At 70.2% G+C, this 18,148-nt stretch carries 17 protein-coding genes; 4 read left to right on the forward strand and 13 right to left on the reverse strand.

What is annotated here, in order from left to right; translation table 11 throughout:
- Positions 1 to 15: 15 nt before the first annotated feature.
- Complete coding sequence (locus tag BIV24_RS16595; protein ID WP_071367079.1) at positions 16 to 969, reverse strand: LysR family transcriptional regulator; 954 nt, start codon at positions 967 to 969, stop codon at positions 16 to 18.
- A 62-nt stretch (positions 970 to 1,031) separates the two neighbouring features.
- On the opposite strand from BIV24_RS16595, the gene BIV24_RS16600 reads away from it, so the two are divergent.
- From BIV24_RS16600 to BIV24_RS16610, 3 genes are all read left to right on the forward strand, one after another.
- Entirely contained in the window at positions 1,032 to 2,297 is a 1,266-nt protein-coding gene (locus BIV24_RS16600; RefSeq protein WP_071367080.1) for an MFS transporter, read from the forward strand.
- A gap of 90 nt (positions 2,298 to 2,387) precedes the next feature.
- Positions 2,388 to 3,521: a DNA polymerase III subunit beta gene (gene dnaN / locus BIV24_RS16605; RefSeq protein ID WP_071367081.1), complete on the forward strand. Its 1,134-nt coding sequence runs from the start codon at positions 2,388 to 2,390 to the stop codon at positions 3,519 to 3,521.
- 108 nt (positions 3,522 to 3,629) lie between these two features.
- Complete coding sequence (locus BIV24_RS16610; protein WP_071367082.1) at positions 3,630 to 4,646, forward strand: sigma-70 family RNA polymerase sigma factor; 1,017 nt, start codon at positions 3,630 to 3,632, stop codon at positions 4,644 to 4,646.
- Here the strand turns inward: BIV24_RS16610 and BIV24_RS32005 are convergent.
- Positions 4,530 to 4,874, reverse strand: coding sequence for an STAS domain-containing protein (locus tag BIV24_RS32005; RefSeq protein ID WP_143064616.1), 345 nt, complete (start codon positions 4,872 to 4,874; stop codon positions 4,530 to 4,532). The genes BIV24_RS16610 and BIV24_RS32005 overlap by 117 nt on opposite strands.
- Before the next feature lie 178 nt (positions 4,875 to 5,052).
- Here BIV24_RS32005 and BIV24_RS16615 point away from each other — a divergent pair, with 178 nt between their 5' ends.
- Positions 5,053 to 5,973, forward strand: a complete 921-nt coding sequence (locus BIV24_RS16615) for an AEC family transporter (protein WP_071367083.1) — start codon at positions 5,053 to 5,055, stop codon at positions 5,971 to 5,973.
- Positions 5,974 to 5,980: 7 nt separating this feature from the next.
- Here the strand turns inward: BIV24_RS16615 and BIV24_RS16620 are convergent, their stop codons facing one another.
- The 11 genes from BIV24_RS16620 to BIV24_RS16670 form a co-directional block, all read right to left on the reverse strand.
- The gene (locus BIV24_RS16620) at positions 5,981 to 6,565 is read right to left on the reverse strand and encodes a Uma2 family endonuclease (RefSeq protein ID WP_071367149.1); all 585 of its coding nucleotides are present in this window, start codon (positions 6,563 to 6,565) and stop codon (positions 5,981 to 5,983) included.
- A 94-nt stretch (positions 6,566 to 6,659) separates the two neighbouring features.
- Entirely contained in the window at positions 6,660 to 7,937 is a 1,278-nt protein-coding gene (locus tag BIV24_RS16625; RefSeq protein ID WP_071367084.1) for a thymidine phosphorylase, read from the reverse strand.
- Between the two features lie 121 nt (positions 7,938 to 8,058).
- Entirely contained in the window at positions 8,059 to 8,466 is a 408-nt protein-coding gene (locus BIV24_RS16630) for a cytidine deaminase (RefSeq protein WP_079168313.1), read from the reverse strand.
- Positions 8,463 to 9,755, reverse strand: coding sequence for an ABC transporter permease (locus tag BIV24_RS16635; RefSeq protein ID WP_177198741.1), 1,293 nt, complete (start codon positions 9,753 to 9,755; stop codon positions 8,463 to 8,465). The genes BIV24_RS16630 and BIV24_RS16635 overlap by 4 nt, the downstream gene beginning before the upstream one ends.
- Positions 9,752 to 10,882 (reverse strand): ABC transporter permease, encoded by a 1,131-nt coding sequence (locus BIV24_RS16640; RefSeq protein ID WP_071367085.1) that lies wholly within the window; start codon positions 10,880 to 10,882, stop codon positions 9,752 to 9,754. Before BIV24_RS16640 ends, BIV24_RS16635 begins: the two co-directional genes overlap by 4 nt.
- Positions 10,879 to 12,423: an ABC transporter ATP-binding protein gene (locus BIV24_RS16645; RefSeq protein ID WP_177198745.1), complete on the reverse strand. Its 1,545-nt coding sequence runs from the start codon at positions 12,421 to 12,423 to the stop codon at positions 10,879 to 10,881. Before BIV24_RS16645 ends, BIV24_RS16640 begins: the two co-directional genes overlap by 4 nt.
- A gap of 245 nt (positions 12,424 to 12,668) precedes the next feature.
- Complete coding sequence (locus BIV24_RS16650) at positions 12,669 to 13,727, reverse strand: BMP family lipoprotein (protein WP_071367087.1); 1,059 nt, start codon at positions 13,725 to 13,727, stop codon at positions 12,669 to 12,671.
- 146 nt (positions 13,728 to 13,873) lie between these two features.
- Positions 13,874 to 15,124: a M20 family metallopeptidase gene (locus BIV24_RS16655; protein ID WP_071367088.1), complete on the reverse strand. Its 1,251-nt coding sequence runs from the start codon at positions 15,122 to 15,124 to the stop codon at positions 13,874 to 13,876.
- Positions 15,125 to 15,259: 135 nt separating this feature from the next.
- Entirely contained in the window at positions 15,260 to 15,730 is a 471-nt protein-coding gene (locus BIV24_RS16660) for a Uma2 family endonuclease (RefSeq protein ID WP_342745256.1), read from the reverse strand.
- Positions 15,731 to 16,013: 283 nt separating this feature from the next.
- Positions 16,014 to 17,150: a hypothetical protein gene (locus BIV24_RS16665; RefSeq protein WP_071367089.1), complete on the reverse strand. Its 1,137-nt coding sequence runs from the start codon at positions 17,148 to 17,150 to the stop codon at positions 16,014 to 16,016.
- A gap of 49 nt (positions 17,151 to 17,199) precedes the next feature.
- A complete protein-coding gene (locus BIV24_RS16670) occupies positions 17,200 to 18,138 on the reverse strand; it encodes an N-acetylneuraminate synthase family protein (protein ID WP_071367090.1) in 939 nt (312 codons plus the stop codon).
- Positions 18,139 to 18,148: the final 10 nt, after the last annotated feature.

The raw sequence follows: 18,148 nt of genomic DNA on the forward strand, positions 1-18,148 counted from the left end.
GCCACGGCCCGCCCGTCAATCGGGCAGAAGCCGCCCCCTCCGCGACAACAGGAACCTCTTGAACGCCGCCACCGGCGGCGTGTCGACGTGGCCCTCCAACCACGCCACCCCGATCTCCCGCACCGCTCGCGGCGCGGTGACCGTCAGTTCCACGACACCGGGGCGCGGTACGGCGGGCGGCGGCAGCAGCGCCACGCCGAGCCCCGCCGCGACCAGGCCGCGCAGCGTCTCCGCCTCCTCGCCCTCGAAGGCGATGCGCGGGGCGAACCCGGCCTTGCGGCACAGGTCGTCGGTGATGCGCCGCAGTCCGTAGCCGGGTTCGAGGGTCACGAAGGTCTCGTCGGCGGCTTCGGCGAGGCGGATGCGCCTGCGGCCCGCGAGCCGGTGGTCGGCGGGGACGACGAGCCGCAGCTTCTGCTCGTCGAGGCGGCGGGCGACCAGGTCCGGGGCGTCGGGCACCGGGGAGGTCAGGCACAGGTCCAGCTCCCCCGCCCGCAGCTTCTCGAGCATCGCCTCCCCGTAGTTCTGCACGAGGCTGAAGCGGACGCGCGGGTGGTCGGCGCGGAAGGCGTGGATCAGTCCGGGCACGGTCTCGGCGCCCATCGTGTGCGGGAAGCCGAAGGTGACCTTGCCGGCGGCCGGGTCGACGTCCGCGCGTGCCTCCTCGGCGGCCCGCTCGATCTCCGCGAGGGCGCGCTCGACGGAGGCGAGGAACGTACGGCCGACCGGGGTGAGCGAGACCGTCCGGCCGCGGCGGGCGAAGAGCTCGACGCCCAGGTCCTCTTCGAGCCGGACGAGCGCACGGGACAGGGTGGACTGCGGGACCTGCATCTCCTGGGCGGCGCGCGTGACGTGTTCGGTCCGGGCGACTCCGGCGAAGTACGCCAGCCGCGGCGCGAGCAGCGCGACGACGTCTTCTGTGTCACCGGACGGTGACAGGCGAGCGGCTGACCTCTGCTGATGCATCACAGGAACAATTATGAGGTTTCTGTGCATTGGACGCATGAGCAGAGTGTCCGTACGTTCGAAGCATGCCTGCCGCCGATACCGGGGCGTCCACCATCGTGGGCGCCGACCCCGTCACCGTCCCCGACTCCCGTATGACCCCGGGCGACCCCGGCTACCGCCGGATGAGTCTCGCCCTCTTCCTGGCGGGGGTCGCGACCTTCGCCCTCCTCTACTCCACGCAGGCCCTGCTGCCGCTCGTCTCCCACGACTTCGGGGCGACGGCGAGCGCGGCGAGCTGGACGGTGTCGGGCGCGACCGGTGCGCTGGCGCTGTTCGTCCTCCCCATGAGCGCGCTGTCCGAGCGCTTCGGGCGGCGCACGCTGATGACGGCGTCGCTGGCAGTGGCGGTGACCGTCGGTCTCCTGGTCCCCTTCGCCCCGTCGCTGGGCGCACTGATCGCGCTGCGGGCCGTCCAGGGCGCGGCCCTCGCGGGCCTGCCCGCGTCGGCGACCGCGTATCTGGCGGAGGAGGTCAGCCCGAGGGCCCTGATCACGGCGATCGGCCTGTTCGTGGCCGGCAACAGCGTCGGCGGGATGAGCGGCCGGATCATCACCGGCTGGGTCGCACAGGAGTGGGGCTGGCGGGTGGCCGTGGGCACCGTCGGCGTGATCGCGGTCGGCTGCGCGGTGGCCTTCCGCCTCCTGCTGCCTGCGCCGCGGCACTTCGAGCCGGGCTCACTGCGCCCGCGCGTCCTGGCCCGCTCGGTCCGCGACCACCTCGCCAATCCGCTGCTGCGCCGGCTGTACGCGATCGGCGCGCTGTTCATGATGGTGTTCGGCGGCGTCTACACGGTGATCGGCTACCGCCTCACCGAAGCGCCGTTCTCCCTGCCACAGGGCATCATCGGCTCGATCTTCCTGGTGTACCTGGTGGGCACGGTGTCGGCGTCGACCGCGGGCAGGCTGGTGGGCCGTCTGGGCCGCCGCGGTGCGCTCTACCTGGCGGGCGGCACGACGACGGCGGGCCTGCTGGTGTCGCTGGCGCCCTGGCTGCCGCTGGTGCTGCTGGGCCTGGTCCTGATCACGGCGGGCTTCTTCGCTGGCCACGCGGTCGCGTCGTCGGCGGTCAGCCACACGGCGAAGCAGGGCCGCGCCCAGGCCTCCGCGCTCTACCAGTCGTCGTACTACATCGGCTCCAGCGCGGGCAGCACCCTCGGCGCGGTCGCCTTCCACTCGGGCGGCTGGGCGGGAACGGTGGCCATGGGCCTGCTGGCGGTGCTCGGCGTCGTGACGATCACGGTGCTGGGGTCGCGGGCGGCGCGGGCCGAGCGGTGGCTCGTGACGGCCTGAGTACCGGACAAGTTCCCCCTGGTCGGCGCCCGTTGTCAGTGGTCGCGTATAGCGTCCGCGCCACAACTGGGCCGAGCAGGGGGTTTGTGCATGCAGTTCCGGATCGACCGCGGAGTCCTCGCCGAGGCCGTGGGGTGGGCGGCCCGTGTACTGCCCACGCGGACACCGGTGCCGGTGCTGGGCGGGCTGCTGCTGGAAGCGACGGACGGACGGCTGAGCGTCTCGGGGTTCGACCTCGAGACAGCGGCGCGTATCGAGACCGAGGCCGAGACGACGGCGGACGGACAGGTGGTCGTCCTCGGGCGCAGACTGCTGGACATCTGCCGGGTCCTGCCCGACGGGCCGGTGAGCTGCGGCCTGGAGGGGACCCGGTTCACGGTGGAGGCCGGCGGCACAAGCTTCGGGCTCTCGACGCTGCCGCGGGAGGACTACCCGACGCTGCCGGCGGCGCCGCAGCCGTACGCGAGCGTGGACGCCGCCGCCTTCGCGACCGCCGTCGGACAGGTCGTCCTGGCCGCCGGACGCGACGACACCCTTCCCGCACTGACCGGTGTACAGCTGTGCCTGGACGGCGACACGATGACGCTGGCCGCGTCGGACCGCTATCGGTACGCCGTACGGCAGTTGGAGTGGAAGCGTGAGGCCGCGGCCGACGACAGGGTGGAGGCGTTGCTGCCCGCGCGCCGGCTGTTCGACGTGGCACGGTCGCTGGCCCGCTCCGGCCGGGTGCGCATCGGACTGGCCGGGGGACTGATCGGCTTCGACGGGGGCGACATACGGGCGACGGTGCGGCTGCTGGAGGGACGGCTGCCGCGGTACGGGTCGCTGTTCGACATGGCGGGAGCCGCGGTCGCCGAAGTGGCCTGCGAGGCGCTGACGGAGGCCGTGCGGCGGGTCGCGGTGGTCGCGGAGGCGAACAGTCCGGTGCGGCTGGACTTCACGTCCGGCGGATCGGTGCTGCTGCGGGCCGGCTACGGGGACGACGTCGCCGCACAGCGGGTGCCTGCCGCGCTGAGCGGTGCGGAGGAGGTGAACGTGGCCTTCAATCCGGGGTACTTGCTGGACGCCCTGGGCTCCTTCGAGTCGCCGCGCGTGCGGATGGAACTGCTGGGGGCGGGCCAGCGGGCGCTGCTCACCGGACTGGGGCGCGTCGAAGCCGGCGACGGAGGCGGGGCGCACGCCGTCCACCAGCATTTGCTCATTGCGGTGAGACAACTGGTCTGAGCTGGGCTTTCCCTCACCTTCCGGGCCGTTGTCAGTGGCCTGCGGTAGCTTCCGAGGTGCTGGGGCGCGACAGCGCGCCGGACAAAGCGGCCACAGAGTGGGTGAACCATGGGTGACGGCACGGCGACGGTGGACGACCTCGATGTCCGGCTGGAGAAGCACCGGGTCGAACTGACGGGGTACTGCTACCGCATGCTCGGGTCCTCCTTCGAGGCCGAGGACGCGGTGCAGGACACGATGGTCCGCGCCTGGCGGAGCTACGAGAAGTTCGAGGGCCGCTCCTCGCTCCGCTCCTGGCTGTACCGGATCGCGACCAATGTCTGTCTGGACATGCTGAACGCGGGCAACAAGCGTGCCCGCCCGGTGGATCTGACCGACTCCACCCCGCTGGCCCAGGCCGCCCTTTCCCCCCGCCCGGACAGCACCTGGCTGGAGCCGATGCCGGATGCCCGTGTACTGCCGTCCGTGAGCGACCCGGAGGAGGCCGCGGTGGCGAAGGAGTCGGTGCGGCTCGCGTTCATGGCCGCCCTGCAGCAACTGCCGCCCAAGCAGCGTGCGGTGCTCATCCTGCGCGAGGTGCTGGCCTGGAAGGCGAGCGAGGTCGCCGAACTGCTCGGCGCCTCGGTCGCCTCGGTCAACAGCGCACTGCAGCGGGCCCGCGCGACGCTGGCCGAGAAGGGCGGGGAAAATGCCGACGCCGCCGTCCTCGACCCCCTCGACGAGGAGCAGCAAAAGCTCCTGGAGCGCTATGTGGCGGCCTTCGAGGGGTACGACATGACGGCGCTGACGGCCCTGCTGCACGAGGACGCGGTGATGACGATGCCGCCGTTCGACCTGTGGCTGCGCGGTACGCCGGACATCACCGGGTTCATGACCACGCTCGGTTCCGCCTGCGAGGGCTCGCGCCTGGTGCCCGTCGCGGTCAACGGCCTGCCGGGCTTCGCCCAGTACAAGCCGGACCCGGACACGGGCGGCTTCACGGCGTGGGCGGTCCAGGTCCTGGAGATATCAGACGGCCGACTCACCGGGTTCCACTTCTTCCTCGACACCGAGCGCTGGTTCCCGCTGTTCGACCTGCCCCTCCAGCTCGAAGGAGAGGCCGACCAGGTTCAGCAGGGCGCCTAGCGCGAGGTCGGGGTCGCGCAGCAGTATGCGGCCCCCGGCCCGCCTCGCGGCGAGCTGCAGCCGTGCCAGCAGGTCGACGGCGCCCAGACCCGGCGGTCCCAGCCCACCCACGTCGCACACCACGGCCCCGGCCCGGGTCGCCTCCAGCAGCCCGCGTACGTCGTCGCACATCCCCCTCACCTCCTCCCGGGTGACGGGGCCGGCGAGTACGAGCACAGCGGGTGTCATGTCCTCCACGATCCGTAGACCGTCCGCCAGCGCGCAATTCATCGGTGCGCGGGGGCCTGCACGCCCCCGCGGAGATCACATTGACCCGCTCGCCTCCTTCCCCGGAAGGTGGCTGTATGCCCCACGGATCGCCACCGCCTTGGACACCCGACGACCTCCTGCCCGCCAAGGAGGCCGCGTGCAAGGGGTGTTGACCGGGTTCGCGGTCATCGCGGTAGTGATCGGCGTCGGCTATGCGATCGGGCGGCGTGGCTCTCTCGGCGACCAGGGCGGCGAGGTGCTGACCACGCTCGCCTTCCAGGTGGCGACCCCGGCCCTGCTGTTCACCACACTGGCCCGGGCCGACCTGTCGGTGGTCTTCTCCAGCCGGCTGCTGGTGACGGCGCTGAGCACGGCGGCGGCCGGAGGCGCCTTCGTGACGGTCGGCGTCGTACGTCGCTGGGGGGTGGGCCGCACCACGATCGGCGCGCTGTGCTCCAGCTACGTCAACGCCGGCAATCTCGGCATCCCGATCGCCGCCTACGTCCTCGGCGACGCCTCACTGGTGGCCCCCGTCCTGCTGTTCCAGCAGATCGTGGTCACGCCCGTCGCCCTGACGGTCCTCGACCTCTCCGGCGCCGGTGAGAAGGGCGCCCTGTGGCAACGCCTGCTGACGCCGCTGCGCAACCCGATCGCGGTGGGCGCGCTGACCGGAGTCCTGACCTCGGCGACCGGACTGCACGTCCCCGGCCCGGTCATGGAGCCGCTGACCCTGATCGCCGACATGTCCGTCCCGGCCGTCCTGTTGGCCTTCGGCATCGCGCTGCGCGGCAGCACGGCCCCCGGCCGGGGCCGCGACCGCCACCTGGTGCTGCTCTCGGTCGCTCTGAAGTCGCTGGGCCAGCCGCTCGCCGCCTGGGCTCTGGCGACGGGCGTCTTCGGGCTGCACGGTGCCGAACTGCTCGATGTGGTGGTCACCTCGGCCCTGCCCGCGGCCCAGAACCTGTTCACCTATGCCAGTCGCTACCGGGTGGGCGAGTCCCTGGCCCAGCAGTCGATCCTGTTGTCGACGCTGCTGTCGGTGCCGGTGTTGGTGGGGGTGGCGGCGTTGCTCGGGTGACGAGCGGTCAGTCGACCGGGAACTCTCCGGTGTCGATCACGAGGTCGAAGGGGGCGGGGAGCTTGATGGTGTCGCCGAACTTGACGGCGCTGAGGACCCGGTAGACGTCACCGTTGGGCTCGCCGTACAGCGTTGCCGTGGGACCGCCTGTGGCCCAGCGGTCGACGAGGAGGTAGAAGGGAATACCGGCAGTCGCGTAGGCGGCGGTCTTGCTGACGCGATCGTGACGGACGCTGGAACGGGAGGTCACCTCGACAACGAGTTCAGCGAGGGCTGCCGGGATGTGGGTGTCCGCGTCGGCGCCGTCCGGCAATGGGGTCACCACGAGGTCCGGGATCAGCATGCCCAGACGGGAGGGCACAGCGATCGCGAGAGTTTGGTAGATCCCCCAGTCGTCGGGAATGACGGAGTAGAGCCGACGCTGGATACGTTCTGCGATCACGTTGTGTCGGCACGCGGGGGCAGGTGACACGGTGACGATCCCCTCGATGATCTCCACCTTGCTGCCCTCGGGCCATTCCATCTCCTCCCAGAACCGGACGAGGTCGTCCCAGTTCCGGTCAGGCTCCTGGCTCACGGTGAGTGCGCTCATGGCGGTCTCCAATCGGTCATCACCGATCCCAGCATGCCGAACGGGATCGGCGGCAGTCCACCGATCCCGTTCACCCGAATGGGAAAGCACCTGGTCAGGCGATACGTTCCCGCACCACGGGCGAGGCCGCGTACTCCGTGCCCGGCGCCGCGATGTCGTACGAGCCCTCCACCGCCTGGATCGCGTACTCGAAGCGCTCGGGGGTGTCCGTGTGCAGGGTGAGCAGCGGCTGCCCCTCCTGCACGGTCTCGCCCGGCTTGGCGTGCATCTCGACGCCCGCCGCCGCCTGCACCGGGTCCTCCTTGCGGGCGCGGCCGGCACCGAGGCGCCAGGCGGCGACGCCGATGTCGTAGGCGTCCAGGCGGGTCAGGACACCCGACGACGGCGCGGTGATCACGTGCTGTTCCCTCGACGTGGGCAGCGGCGCGTCCGGGTCCCCGCCCTGGGCCGTGATCATGCGGCGCCAGACGTCCATCGCCGAGCCGTCGGCCAGGGCCTTGGCCGGGTCCACATCCGTCAGCCCGGCCGCGGCCAGCATCTCCCGCGCGAGGGCCAGGGTCAGTTCGACCACGTCCGCCGGGCCGCCGCCCGCCAGGACCTCCACCGACTCGCGGACCTCCAGCGCATTGCCCGCGGTCAGGCCGAGCGGCGCCGACATGTCCGTCAGGAGCGCGACCGTCTTCACGCCGTGGTCCGTGCCCAGGCCGACCATCGTGGAGGCCAGTTCGCGCGCATCCTCGATCGTCTTCATGAAGGCGCCGGAGCCGACCTTCACGTCCAGGACCAGCGAACCCGTCCCCTCCGCGATCTTCTTGGACATGATGGACGAGGCGATCAGGGGGATGGCCTCCACCGTTCCCGTGACATCGCGCAGCGCGTAGAGCTTCTTGTCCGCGGGCGCCAGGCCATCGCCCGCGGCGCAGACCACCGCGCCGGTGGTGTCGAGGACGTGCAGCATCTCCTCGTTCGACAGCAGCGCACGCCAGCCGGGAATCGACTCCAGCTTGTCCAGCGTGCCGCCGGTGTGGCCGAGGCCGCGGCCCGACAGCTGCGGAACGGCCGCGCCGCAGGCGGCGACCAGCGGGGCGAGCGGAAGCGTGATCTTGTCGCCGACGCCACCCGTGGAGTGCTTGTCGGCCGTGGGGCGCGACAGCGACGAGAAGTCCATGCGCTCGCCCGAGGCGATCATAGCGGCGGTCCAGCGGGCGATCTCGCGCCGGTTCATGCCGTTGAGCAGGATCGCCATGGCCAGCGCGGACATCTGCTCGTCGGCGACCTCGCCCCGGGTGTAGGCGTCGATGACCCAGTCGATCTGCTCGTCGCTCAGCTCACCGCGGTCCCGCTTGGTGCGGATGACGGAGATGGCGTCCATGGCATTCCTTCCGGCAGGTTCACATCACTCATGCCCGTACAACTCTGTACGTACGGGACTCTACGCGCATAGAGACAGGCGGCGAAGTGGCCCCTCCACACCAGGTGGAGGGGCCGCGACTCTACTTCAGATGATCGGGGCCGAAGGCCTGCGGAAGCATCTCCGACAAGGGCACGATGCCCGCCGGTGTCTCCAACAGCAGCTCCGGGCCGCCGAATTCGTACAGCAACTGGCGGCAGCGGCCGCACGGCACCAGTACCGCGCCCTGGCCGTCGACGCAGACGAAGTGCGTCAGCCGGCCGCCGCCGCTGAGCTGCAGCGCCGAGACCAGGCCGCATTCGGCGCACAGCCCGAGGCCGTACGAGGCATTCTCGACGTTGCATCCGGTGACCGTGCGGCCGTCCTCGACGAGTGCCGCCGCGCCGACCGGATAGCCGGAGTACGGGACGTACGCCCGGGACATCGCGTCCCGGGCCGCCTCGCGCAGCGACTCCCAGCCCTCCCAGTCTCTGGCCTCGGGGGGCGTCACTTGCCCTGCCCCTTCCGGTAGCGCATACCGTCCGCCTTGGGCATCCGAAGGCGCTGCGCCGACAGCGACAGCACCAGCAGTGTGACCACGTAGGGGGTGGCGCCCACGAAGTCGCCGGGCACCTCCTTCGTCAACAGGTACCACGCCAGGATCAGCACGGCGATGACCGCGGTGACGGCGGCCTGCCACATCGCCTTGCGGTACAGCTTCCACAGGGCGAGAAGCGCCAGCAGCACGAAGAGCAGGAGCAGCAGCGCGTGCACGGTCTCACCGCCGTTGCGCAGCTGGAGCGCGTCGGAGAAGCCGAACAGGCCCGCACCCATGGCGACTCCGCCGGGCCGCCAGTTACCGAAGATCATCGCCGCGAGACCGATGTAGCCGCGCCCGCCCGTCTGGCCTTCCAGATAGGTGTGCGAGGTGACCAGCGCGAGGAAGGCGCCGCCGAGTCCGGCGAGGCCGCCGGAGATGGCGACGGCCGCGTACTTGTACGAGTAGACGTGGACGCCGAGCGACTCGGCGGCGATCGGGTTCTCGCCGCAGGAGCGCAGCCGCAGGCCGAAGGGCGTACGCCACAGCAGCCACCAGCTGCCGACGAACAGGACCACGGCGAGGACGGTCACCACGGAGACGTCGGTGACCAGTCCGCCGAGGATGCCGGCGAGGTCGGAGACGAGGAACCAGTGGTGCTTCTCGATCGAGGAGAGTGCGTCGGACAGCCCCGGGACGGTGATGTGGGGCAGGCTGTCGACGGGCGGGGACTGCTTGGGGTTGCCGCCCTTTTCCGCTGGCGTGCCGTCCGCGAAGAAGATCTTGGCGAGATACTGGGTCGCACCGAGCGCGAGCAGGTTGACGGCGACACCGGAGACGATGTGGTCGACACCGAAGGTGATGGTGGCGACGGCGTGCACCAGACCGCCGATGACGCCGAAGCCGATACCGCAGAGCAGACCGAGCCAGGGGTTGGTCTGCCAGCCGAGCCAGCCCGCACCGAAGGTGCCGAGGATCATCATGCCCTCGAGGCCGATGTTGACCACACCGGCCCGCTCGGACCACAGACCCGCGAGACCGGCGAGGCCGATCGGCACGGCGAGGCCGAGTGCGGCGCTGATCTGGCCCTCGGAGGTGAGCTGGTCGGCGCCGGTGATGACGCGCACGGCGGCGACCAGGATCAGCGCGCCCATGATGATCAGCAGGATCTGCGCGAGCGAGAAGCGGGAGCCCTTGGGCTGCTGGGACCCGCTCGCCTTGGCCGCCGCGGGGGGCGGCGTGTCGGTCATCGTGGCAGTCACTTCGCCACCTCCAGGTTCTCGGTCGGGGCGGCGGCCTGGGCGGCGAGTTCCGCGCCGACGCGCTGCTGCTGGCGCTTGAGGCCGTAGCGGCGCACGACCTCGTAGGCGACGACGACGCACAGGACGATGACGCCCTGGATGACGCCCAGGATCTCCTTGTCGTAGCCCTGGAACTCCAGGTGGTTCGTGGTGCGCTCCAGGAAGCCCCAGAGCAGGGCGCCCAGCGCGATGCCGACCGGGTGGTTGCGGCCGAGCAGCGCGATCGCGATGCCGGTGAAGCCGATGCCGACCGGGAAGTCGTTGCTGAACTGGTGGCTGTCGTTCAGCAGGGTCGGCATGCCGATCAGACCGGCCACCGCACCAGAGATGATCATGCTGGTGGCGACCATCCGCTTGACGCTGACGCCGCTGGCCGCGGCCGCGCTCTCGGACTGGCCGACGGTCCGCAGGTCGAAGCCGAAGCGGGTGCGGCCGAGCACGAACCAGTACGCGATGCCGACGATCACGGCGACCACGATGAAGCCCCACACCGTGCCCGCCGGGCCTCCGTCGATGGAGAAGAACCAGGAGTCCTTGGGCAGCGGCTTCGTCGAGACGAGGGTGCCGCCCTGCTGCAACTCTCCGAGCCGGCCGGGCTGGAGGAAGTAGGCGATGATCGCCGTGGCGATGGAGTTCAGCATGATGGTCGCGATGACCTCGCTGACGCCGCGGGTCACCTTGAGGACGCCCGCGATGGCCGCCCACAGGGCGCCGACGCCCATCGCGCACAGGATGATCAGCGGGATGGCGATGAACCCGGGCAGGTTCAGCGCTCCGCCGAGGACGGCCGCGATGAACGCGGCGAGCCGGTACTGGCCGTCGACACCGATGTTGAACAGGTTCATGCGGAAGCCGATGGCCACCGCGACGCCGGCGAGATAGTACGTGGTCGCCTTGTTCAGGATGTAGACCTGGCTGTCACTGGCGGAGCCGTACGTGATCATGTCGCTGAAGGCGGCGAACGGGTCCTTGCCCGTGCCGAGTATCACCAGGGTGGTGACGACCAGGGCGGCGACGACCGCGAGCAGCGGCGCCGCGACACCCAGGAGCAGCCGCTCCTTGTCGATCCGTGAGGTCAGCTTGTTCATTCGGCGGCGTCCTCTGCGTGCTCCGTGTCCTCCGGGCCCTCCAGGTGGCCGGTGGCCGCACCCGTCATGGCGGAGCCCAGCTCCTCGGGAGTGATGGTGGCGGGGTCGGCGTCGGCGACCAGGCGGCCGCGGTACATCACCCGCAGGGTGTCGGAGAGCCCGATCAGCTCGTCCAGGTCGGCGGATATCAGCAGCACCGCCAGGCCCTCGCGGCGGGCCTCACGGATCTGGTCCCAGATCTGCGCCTGCGCACCGACGTCCACACCGCGCGTGGGGTGGGCGGCGATGAGCAGCTTGGGGTGGTGGCTCATCTCGCGGCCGACGATCAGCTTCTGCTGGTTGCCGCCGGACAGGGACGCGGAGGTCACGTCGATGCCGGGCGTGCGGACGTCGTACTCGCGCACGATGCGCTCGGTGTCGGCGCGCGCGGCCTTGATATCGATCAGGCCGCCCTTGGAGTTGGGCCGCTCGGTGACATGGCCGAGGATGCGGTTCTCCCACAGCGGCGCCTCGAGCAGCAGCCCGTGCCGGTGGCGGTCCTCGGGGATGTACCCGATGCCGCCCTCGCGGCGCTTGCGGGTCGGCGTGTTCGAGATGGCGTCGCCGTCGAGGCTGATGACGCCACTGTCGGGGGCGCGCATGCCCATGATCGCCTCGACCAGCTCGGACTGGCCGTTGCCCTCCACACCGGCGATGCCGAGGACCTCGCCCTTGTGGATGGTAAAGCCGATGTCGTCGAGGATGATCCGCTCGATGCCGTCGAGGTCGGTCTGCGTCAGGCGCAGCGCGTCCACGGTGAGCATCGGGACGTCCGTGACGGTGGAATCCTCGGTCTCCGGCGAGGGCAGTTCGCTGCCGACCATCAGTTCGGCGAGCTGCTTGGAGGTGGTGGTCTTCGGGTCGGCGGTGCCGACGGTGGTGCCGCGCCGGATGACGGTGATCTCGTCAGCGACGTTCAGCACCTCGCCCAGCTTGTGCGAGATGAAGATGACCGTGAGGCCCTCGGACTTGAGCTCGCGCAGGTTGTCGAAGAGCGCGTCGACCTCCTGCGGCACGAGGACCGCGGTGGGCTCGTCGAGGATGAGGGTGCGGGCGCCGCGGTAGAGGACCTTGAGGATCTCCACACGCTGGCGGTCGGCGACGCCGAGCTGTTCGAGGAGCACGTCGGGCCGCACGTTCAGCCCGTACGCGTCCGAGATCTCGTTGATCTTCTTGCGGGCCTTGGCCCCGATGCCGTACAGCTTCTCCGCGCCGAGGACGACGTTCTCGAGGACGGTGAGGTTGTCGGCGAGCATGAAGTGCTGGTGCACCATGCCGATGCCGCGCGCGATGGCGTCGGCGGGGTTGTGGAACGAGACCTGTTCGCCGTCGACGGTGATGGTGCCCTCGTCCGGCTTCTGCATGCCGTAAAGGATCTTCATCAGCGTGGACTTGCCGGCACCGTTCTCACCGCAGAGGGCGTGGACGGTGCCCTTGCGGACGGTGATGTCGATGTCGCGGTTGGCGACAACGCCGGGGAAGCGCTTGGTGATGCCGCGCAGTTCGACGGCAGCGGGAGGGCTGGACGCGTTGATGGCGCACTCTCCTCAAGGGAAAGGGACTTCGGGGGAGGGCGGGCGTCGGCGACGCTAGCGCGGCAACTCATAGCTACACGCGTAGAGTTGACACATTGTTATGGCCCGGCGCGGGGGGCGGTGTGCACCCCCGCACCGAGCCGTGGTCCGCCGGGACCGTCAGGTCACGGGAAGGTCCGCACGATCCCGTGCACCGTCCCGCGACCGCCGGGTCACGGGGTCGTCTTGACCTTGATCTTGCCGTCGATGATGCCCTGCTGGGCGGCGTCGAGCTTGGCCTTGATGTCGTCGATGAAGCCACCGCTGGTGGAGAGCGAGACACCCTTCTCGGCCAGGGAGTAGCTGTGGGTGCCGGTCAGCGGCTTGCCGTCCTTGACGGACTTGATCAGCTCGTAGACGCCGACGTCGACGTTCTTGACGACCGAGGTCAGGATCGACTTCTTGTACTTGGCCAGACCCGGGATGTTGTACTGGTCCGAGTCGACACCGATGCCCCAGGCGCCCTTCTTGCCGCTGACGGCCTCGATCGAGCCGTTGCCGGAGGAGCCGGCCGCGCTGTAGATGACGTCGGCGCCCTTGTCGAGCATGCCCTGCGCGGCTTCCTTGCCCTTGTCGGGGGAGCTGAAGCCGGAGGTGTCCGAGCCGTGGCTCAGGTACTGGGTATCGATCTTGATCTTCTTGTTGGTGTCCTGGACACCCTGGACGAAGCCCGCCTCGAACTTCTTGATGAGCGGGACGTCCACGCCTCCGATGTAGCCGACGTGGTTGCTCTTCGTCTTCAGGGCGGCCGCGACGCCGGCCAGGTAGGAGCCCTGCTCCTCGGTGAAGACGATGCTGTCGGTGTTCTTCGTGTTCACCACGGAGTCGACGATGCCGAAGGTGGTCTTCGGGAACTTCGCCGCAACCTTGGTCATGGAGTTGGAGTAGGCGTAGCCGACACCGATGATCGGGTTGTAGCCCGCGGAGGCGAGGTCCGAGAGGCGCTGCTCGCGGTCGGCCTCGGTGTCCGTGGTCTTCGCGGTCAGCTCCTTGAGCGAACCGCCGAACTCGGACTTGGCCTTGTCGGCGCCGCGCGCGGCGGAGTCGTTGAAGGAGTGGTCGCCACGGCCGCCGACGTCAAACGCGAGACCGATCTTGACACCGTTCTTGCCCGAATCGGACGAGCCCGACCCGGAATCCTTCTCGTTGGACGTGCTGCCACACGCGGTGGCGGAAAGCGCGAGGGCCGCGGTCGCGAGACACGCGGCAGAGATCTTGGCTACCCGGCGCAAGGGGGGCTCCTTCAACCTGACCGAAGCGCCACTTCCGGCGCTGGTTTTCGCCGCATCGTAACGCGCGTAGATGCCAGATAAAGCCCTCTTCGGAAGCCGTTATCGGATTGACGCGAACAGGTCTTGAACGTATAGGTCGCCCCGGGTTACGAGCGGGCTGCGTCCAGTAGCGCCGCGGCCGTGAACAGTTCGACACCCACCGTGATCGCGGACTCGTCCGCGTCGAAATCCCCCTGGTGCAGATCGCGCACGGTGCGCTCGCCGGGCCTGCGGACACCGAGCCTGGCCATGGCCCCGGGGACGTGCTCCAGGTACCAGGAGAAGTCCTCGCCGCCGAGGCTCTGCTGGGTGTCCTCGACGGAGTGCATGCCGCGCCGCGCCATCATGGCGTCCCGCAGCAGCTCGGTGACCGCGGGGTCGTTGACGACGGGCGGCACTCCTCGCACGTAGGTGATCTCGGACTTGGTCCGGTACATGCCCGCGATCTCGTCGATGGCGGCGTGGACCAGGTCCGGCGCCCGCCGCCAGGCCTCCAGGTCCAGGCAGCGAACGGTCCCGGACAGCTCGGCGTGCTGCGGAATGACGTTGCAGGCGTGTCCCGATTCGATACGTCCCCAGGTCACCGCGAGCCCCGAGCGGGCATCGATGCGGCGGGCGACGAGCGTGGGAACCTCGGTGACGACCTTGGCGGCCGCGCTCACCAGGTCGGTGGTCAGGTGCGGGCGTGCGGTGTGCCCGCCGGGACCGTCCAGTGCGACCTCCAGCCGGTCGCAGGCGGAGGTGATGGGGCCGATGCGCAGTCCGATCCGCCCGGCGTCGACCCTCGGGTCGCAGTGCACGCCGATGATCTTCCCCACACCGTCGAGCACCCCGGACTCGATGGCGTCCGTCGCACCGCCCGGCAGCACCTCTTCGGCGGGCTGGAAGATCAGCCGCACGGGCCGGGGCAGGAGGCCCTGCCGTGCCATTTCGGCGAGGACGAGTCCGGCGCCGAGGACGACGGTGGTGTGGATGTCATGTCCGCAGGCATGGGCGCGGCCCGGGACGGTGGACCGGTAGGCGCACCCGGTCTTGGTGTCCGGGATGGGCAGTGCGTCGATGTCGGCGCGCAGCGCGAGCATGGGCCGTACGCGGCCCTCGACCGGGCCCTGCGCTTCCCCGCCGATGTCGCACACGAGCCCGGTGCCGATGTCGAGCACGCGCGGCGTGAGTCCGGCCCGCTCCAGCCGTGCCTTGAGCGCAGCGGTGGTGCGGAACTCCTGGTTGCCGAGCTCGGGGTGCATGTGCAGGTCACGCCGGAAGGCGACGAGCTCGGTCCGGAGCTCCTCGGGCAGCACGCCGGGCAGCGGGGCGTCTCCGGATTCCTCGGGAAGGTCGGTTTCGGACTCGCGGGACATCAGTTGGTTCACCCTTTGAAGGGTAGGCGCGACGGGGGTCAACTGACGGGCGATCAAGAAAAGTTCAGCCGGATTGACGTAAGAAATCCGGCACGCGCCCGCATGGTGAGACCCGCCAGTGGGTAGGTCCTTTTTTTACCCCCGTTCGACCACCTTGCCGGGCCTCCCCTCGTCGTCCGCTTCCTCGGCGGGCATGGCGAACTCCGACGTGTCCAGATCGAAGTCGAAGGGCGCGGGGACGTGAAGGGGTCGCCCGAAGGGCACGTTGGTCCGGGAGCGGTAGCCCTTCGGGGACGGGTCCCAGAACGCGCTGATCTCCTGGGCCTGCATGTCGAGCACGAGGTACACCGGCACCACGCGCCCATAGGTGTCCAGCTTGTCGAGCCAGTCGACGTCCTTGGTCGGCTCGGAGGTCAGCTCGGCGACGAGGGAGAGTGCGGAGCCGTCGGCGTGACGGCCGGCGGCTTCGAAGGCGGCTTCGTCGGCGACGTGCAGGTCAGGTCCGAAGGCGCGGTCAGAGCCCGGAAAGCTGAAGAGGAAGGGCGCCGTGTCCACGTCGTGCCCTTCTGGGGCATGGGGCTCGAGCTGCCGCCTCAACGACTTCATCGGCCTCTTGCAGCGCAGCTTCGACCACGGCGACACGACGATCTTCCCCCGGATGCCTTGTAGCCGTCAGGTGTGTCCAGCTCCTCGACGGTCCGGAGCATGTCCTCGAAGTCTCCGGACGACGGGCTCTCCATGGGCTTCGGCCGCTCGATCATGGTGGTCACCGCGGTCCTCCACTGACGACAAGGCATGGCGTTGGCTCCACGGTAGCGTCGGGAGGGGATCACTGCCCGTAGTAGGCGCCCGTACACCCGATCGGGTAACCCGCGGCGGCGCCCCTCCCCTACGCCGTCCCGGGCGTCACCGCCAGCAGCCGGTGTGCGTCCCGCGCAGTCCCCGTCACCCCCGCCAGGAATCCCTGGGCCCGCGGGGACGCCGTCTGCGTGAGCCAGGCCGGGTCGATGTCGCAGACCGCAACCCGCACCTCGGTGCCGGCCAGGGCGAGGGGCAGAGTGTGGACGACCGTCGACGGGAAGCTCAGGATCGTACGGCCGATGGGGCCCCGGCGGGCGATCAGTTCCAGGGGCAGGTCGGGGCGGACCACCTCCAGACCGGTCTCGACGGCCAGGCGGTGCAACTTCTCGGAGCTCTCGCGGCGGTGCGCGAAGTAACGGGTGGCGCCGTGGGAGCGGGCCAGGGAGCGGACCGCGTCGAGATAGCGGTCCGGGTCGACGACGCCGGTCTCCACGAGTGAGGTGCCCACCAGGTCGGCGCCCCTCGTGAGGCGGGGCGGACCGAAGCGGGCCCGGGTCCAGGAGAAGTCGTTGGCGGTGAGACGGACGCCTTCGGGGGCCGCCTCGATCGGCATGGCGGAGAAGACCTCGACGCGGCGCCCGCCGGACGGCGTCAGGCGGCGCCGGGCCGCGGCGGAGACCGGGGAGAAGACCAGGTCGCGGGGCCCGGGGCGGCCGCCGCGCCGGTGCCAGCGCACCAGCCTCTCGCCCTGCGCGAGCTGGGCGACGAATTCCATGGTCGCGGTGCCGTCGTCGACGACGACGACGTCGCGAACCCGGGTGATGGTCAGCAGGAGCTGTACGTAGCGGGAGAACGGGTCGCCGATGACGATCCGCGAGGCCTCGCGCAGCAGGGGGGCCAGGCCGCCGATGGTCCGGAACGGGGCCGTGAAGCCGCCGCGCGCCTCCTCCCAGCGCACCTCGTGGCCCTCGCCGCGGGCGAGTTCGGCCATGCGGCGCAGCTGGCCCCGGGTCATGGGGTCGGTGGGCGACAGCACCACAAGGGTCAGGGAGTCCCCGGCCGGGCCAGTGGCCGGCACGCGCCGTGTCCGGGGAGGCACCGGCTGCCTGCGCGAGGGCTGGGGCGCCTGGGTGTGCGCCCACTCCAGCACATTGAGGAGCTGGACGGGGCTCTCGACGAAGGCGAGCGTGGAGGTGGGGCCCGTCGGCCCGACTCGGGGACTCATGGTCGTACGACCGTTGCCTTTCGGGCGGTTTCGGGGGTCGGGTGGACCGTCAGACCGCCACCGGCTCACCGGCGGCCGCGGCGATCTCCGCCTCGGCGACCACACCGGTGACGCGGCGGAGCTTCTTCATCGGGCCCAGCTCGGAGTCGTAGACCTTCTTCACGCCGTCGCCCAGCGACGCCTCGATGGTGCGGATGTCGCGGACCAGGCGCTGCAGGCCCTGCGGCTCCACCGATGCGGCCTGGTCGGAGCCCCACATCGCACGGTCGAGGGTGATGTGGCGCTCGACGAAGCAGGCGCCGAGGGCGACCGCGGCCAGCGTGGTCTGCAGGCCGGTCTCGTGGCCGGAGTAGCCGATCGGGACGTTGGGGTACTCCTTCTCCAGCGTGTTGATCACGCGCAGGTTCAGCTCCCCGGCCTTCGCCGGGTAGGTCGAGGTGGCGTGGCACAGGAGGATGTTGTCCGAGCCGAGGACCTCGACCGCGTGGCGGATCTGCTTCGGGGTCGACATGCCGGTGGACAGGATGATCGTGCGACCGGTGGCGCGCAGGGCGCGCAGCAGCTCGTCGTCCGTCAGGGAGGCGGAGGCCACCTTGTGCGCGGGGACGTCGAACTTCTCCAGGAAGGCGACCGCCTCGGTGTCCCACGGGGACGCGAACCAGGCGATGCCCTTCTCCTTGCAGTACGCGTCGATCTGGAGGTACTCGTCCTCACCGAACTCCACGCGGTGGCGGTAGTCGATGTAGGTCATCCGGCCCCAGGGGGTGTCGCGCTCGATGTCCCACTGGTCGCGCGGGGTGCAGATCTCGGGGGTGCGCTTCTGGAACTTGACGGCGTCGCAGCCTGCCTCGACAGCCACGTCGATCAGCTTGAAGGCGTTCTCCAGCTCACCGTTGTGGTTGATGCCGATCTCGCCGCAGACGTACACCGGCGTGCCGGGACCGGCCGCGCGCGAACCGAACTGGCGGAGACGGGAGTTGGTGCTCATGACGGGGAGG

Origin of the sequence: Streptomyces colonosanans (assembly GCF_001866645.1) — a bacterium.
GTDB classification, from domain to species: domain Bacteria; phylum Actinomycetota; class Actinomycetes; order Streptomycetales; family Streptomycetaceae; genus Streptomyces; species Streptomyces colonosanans.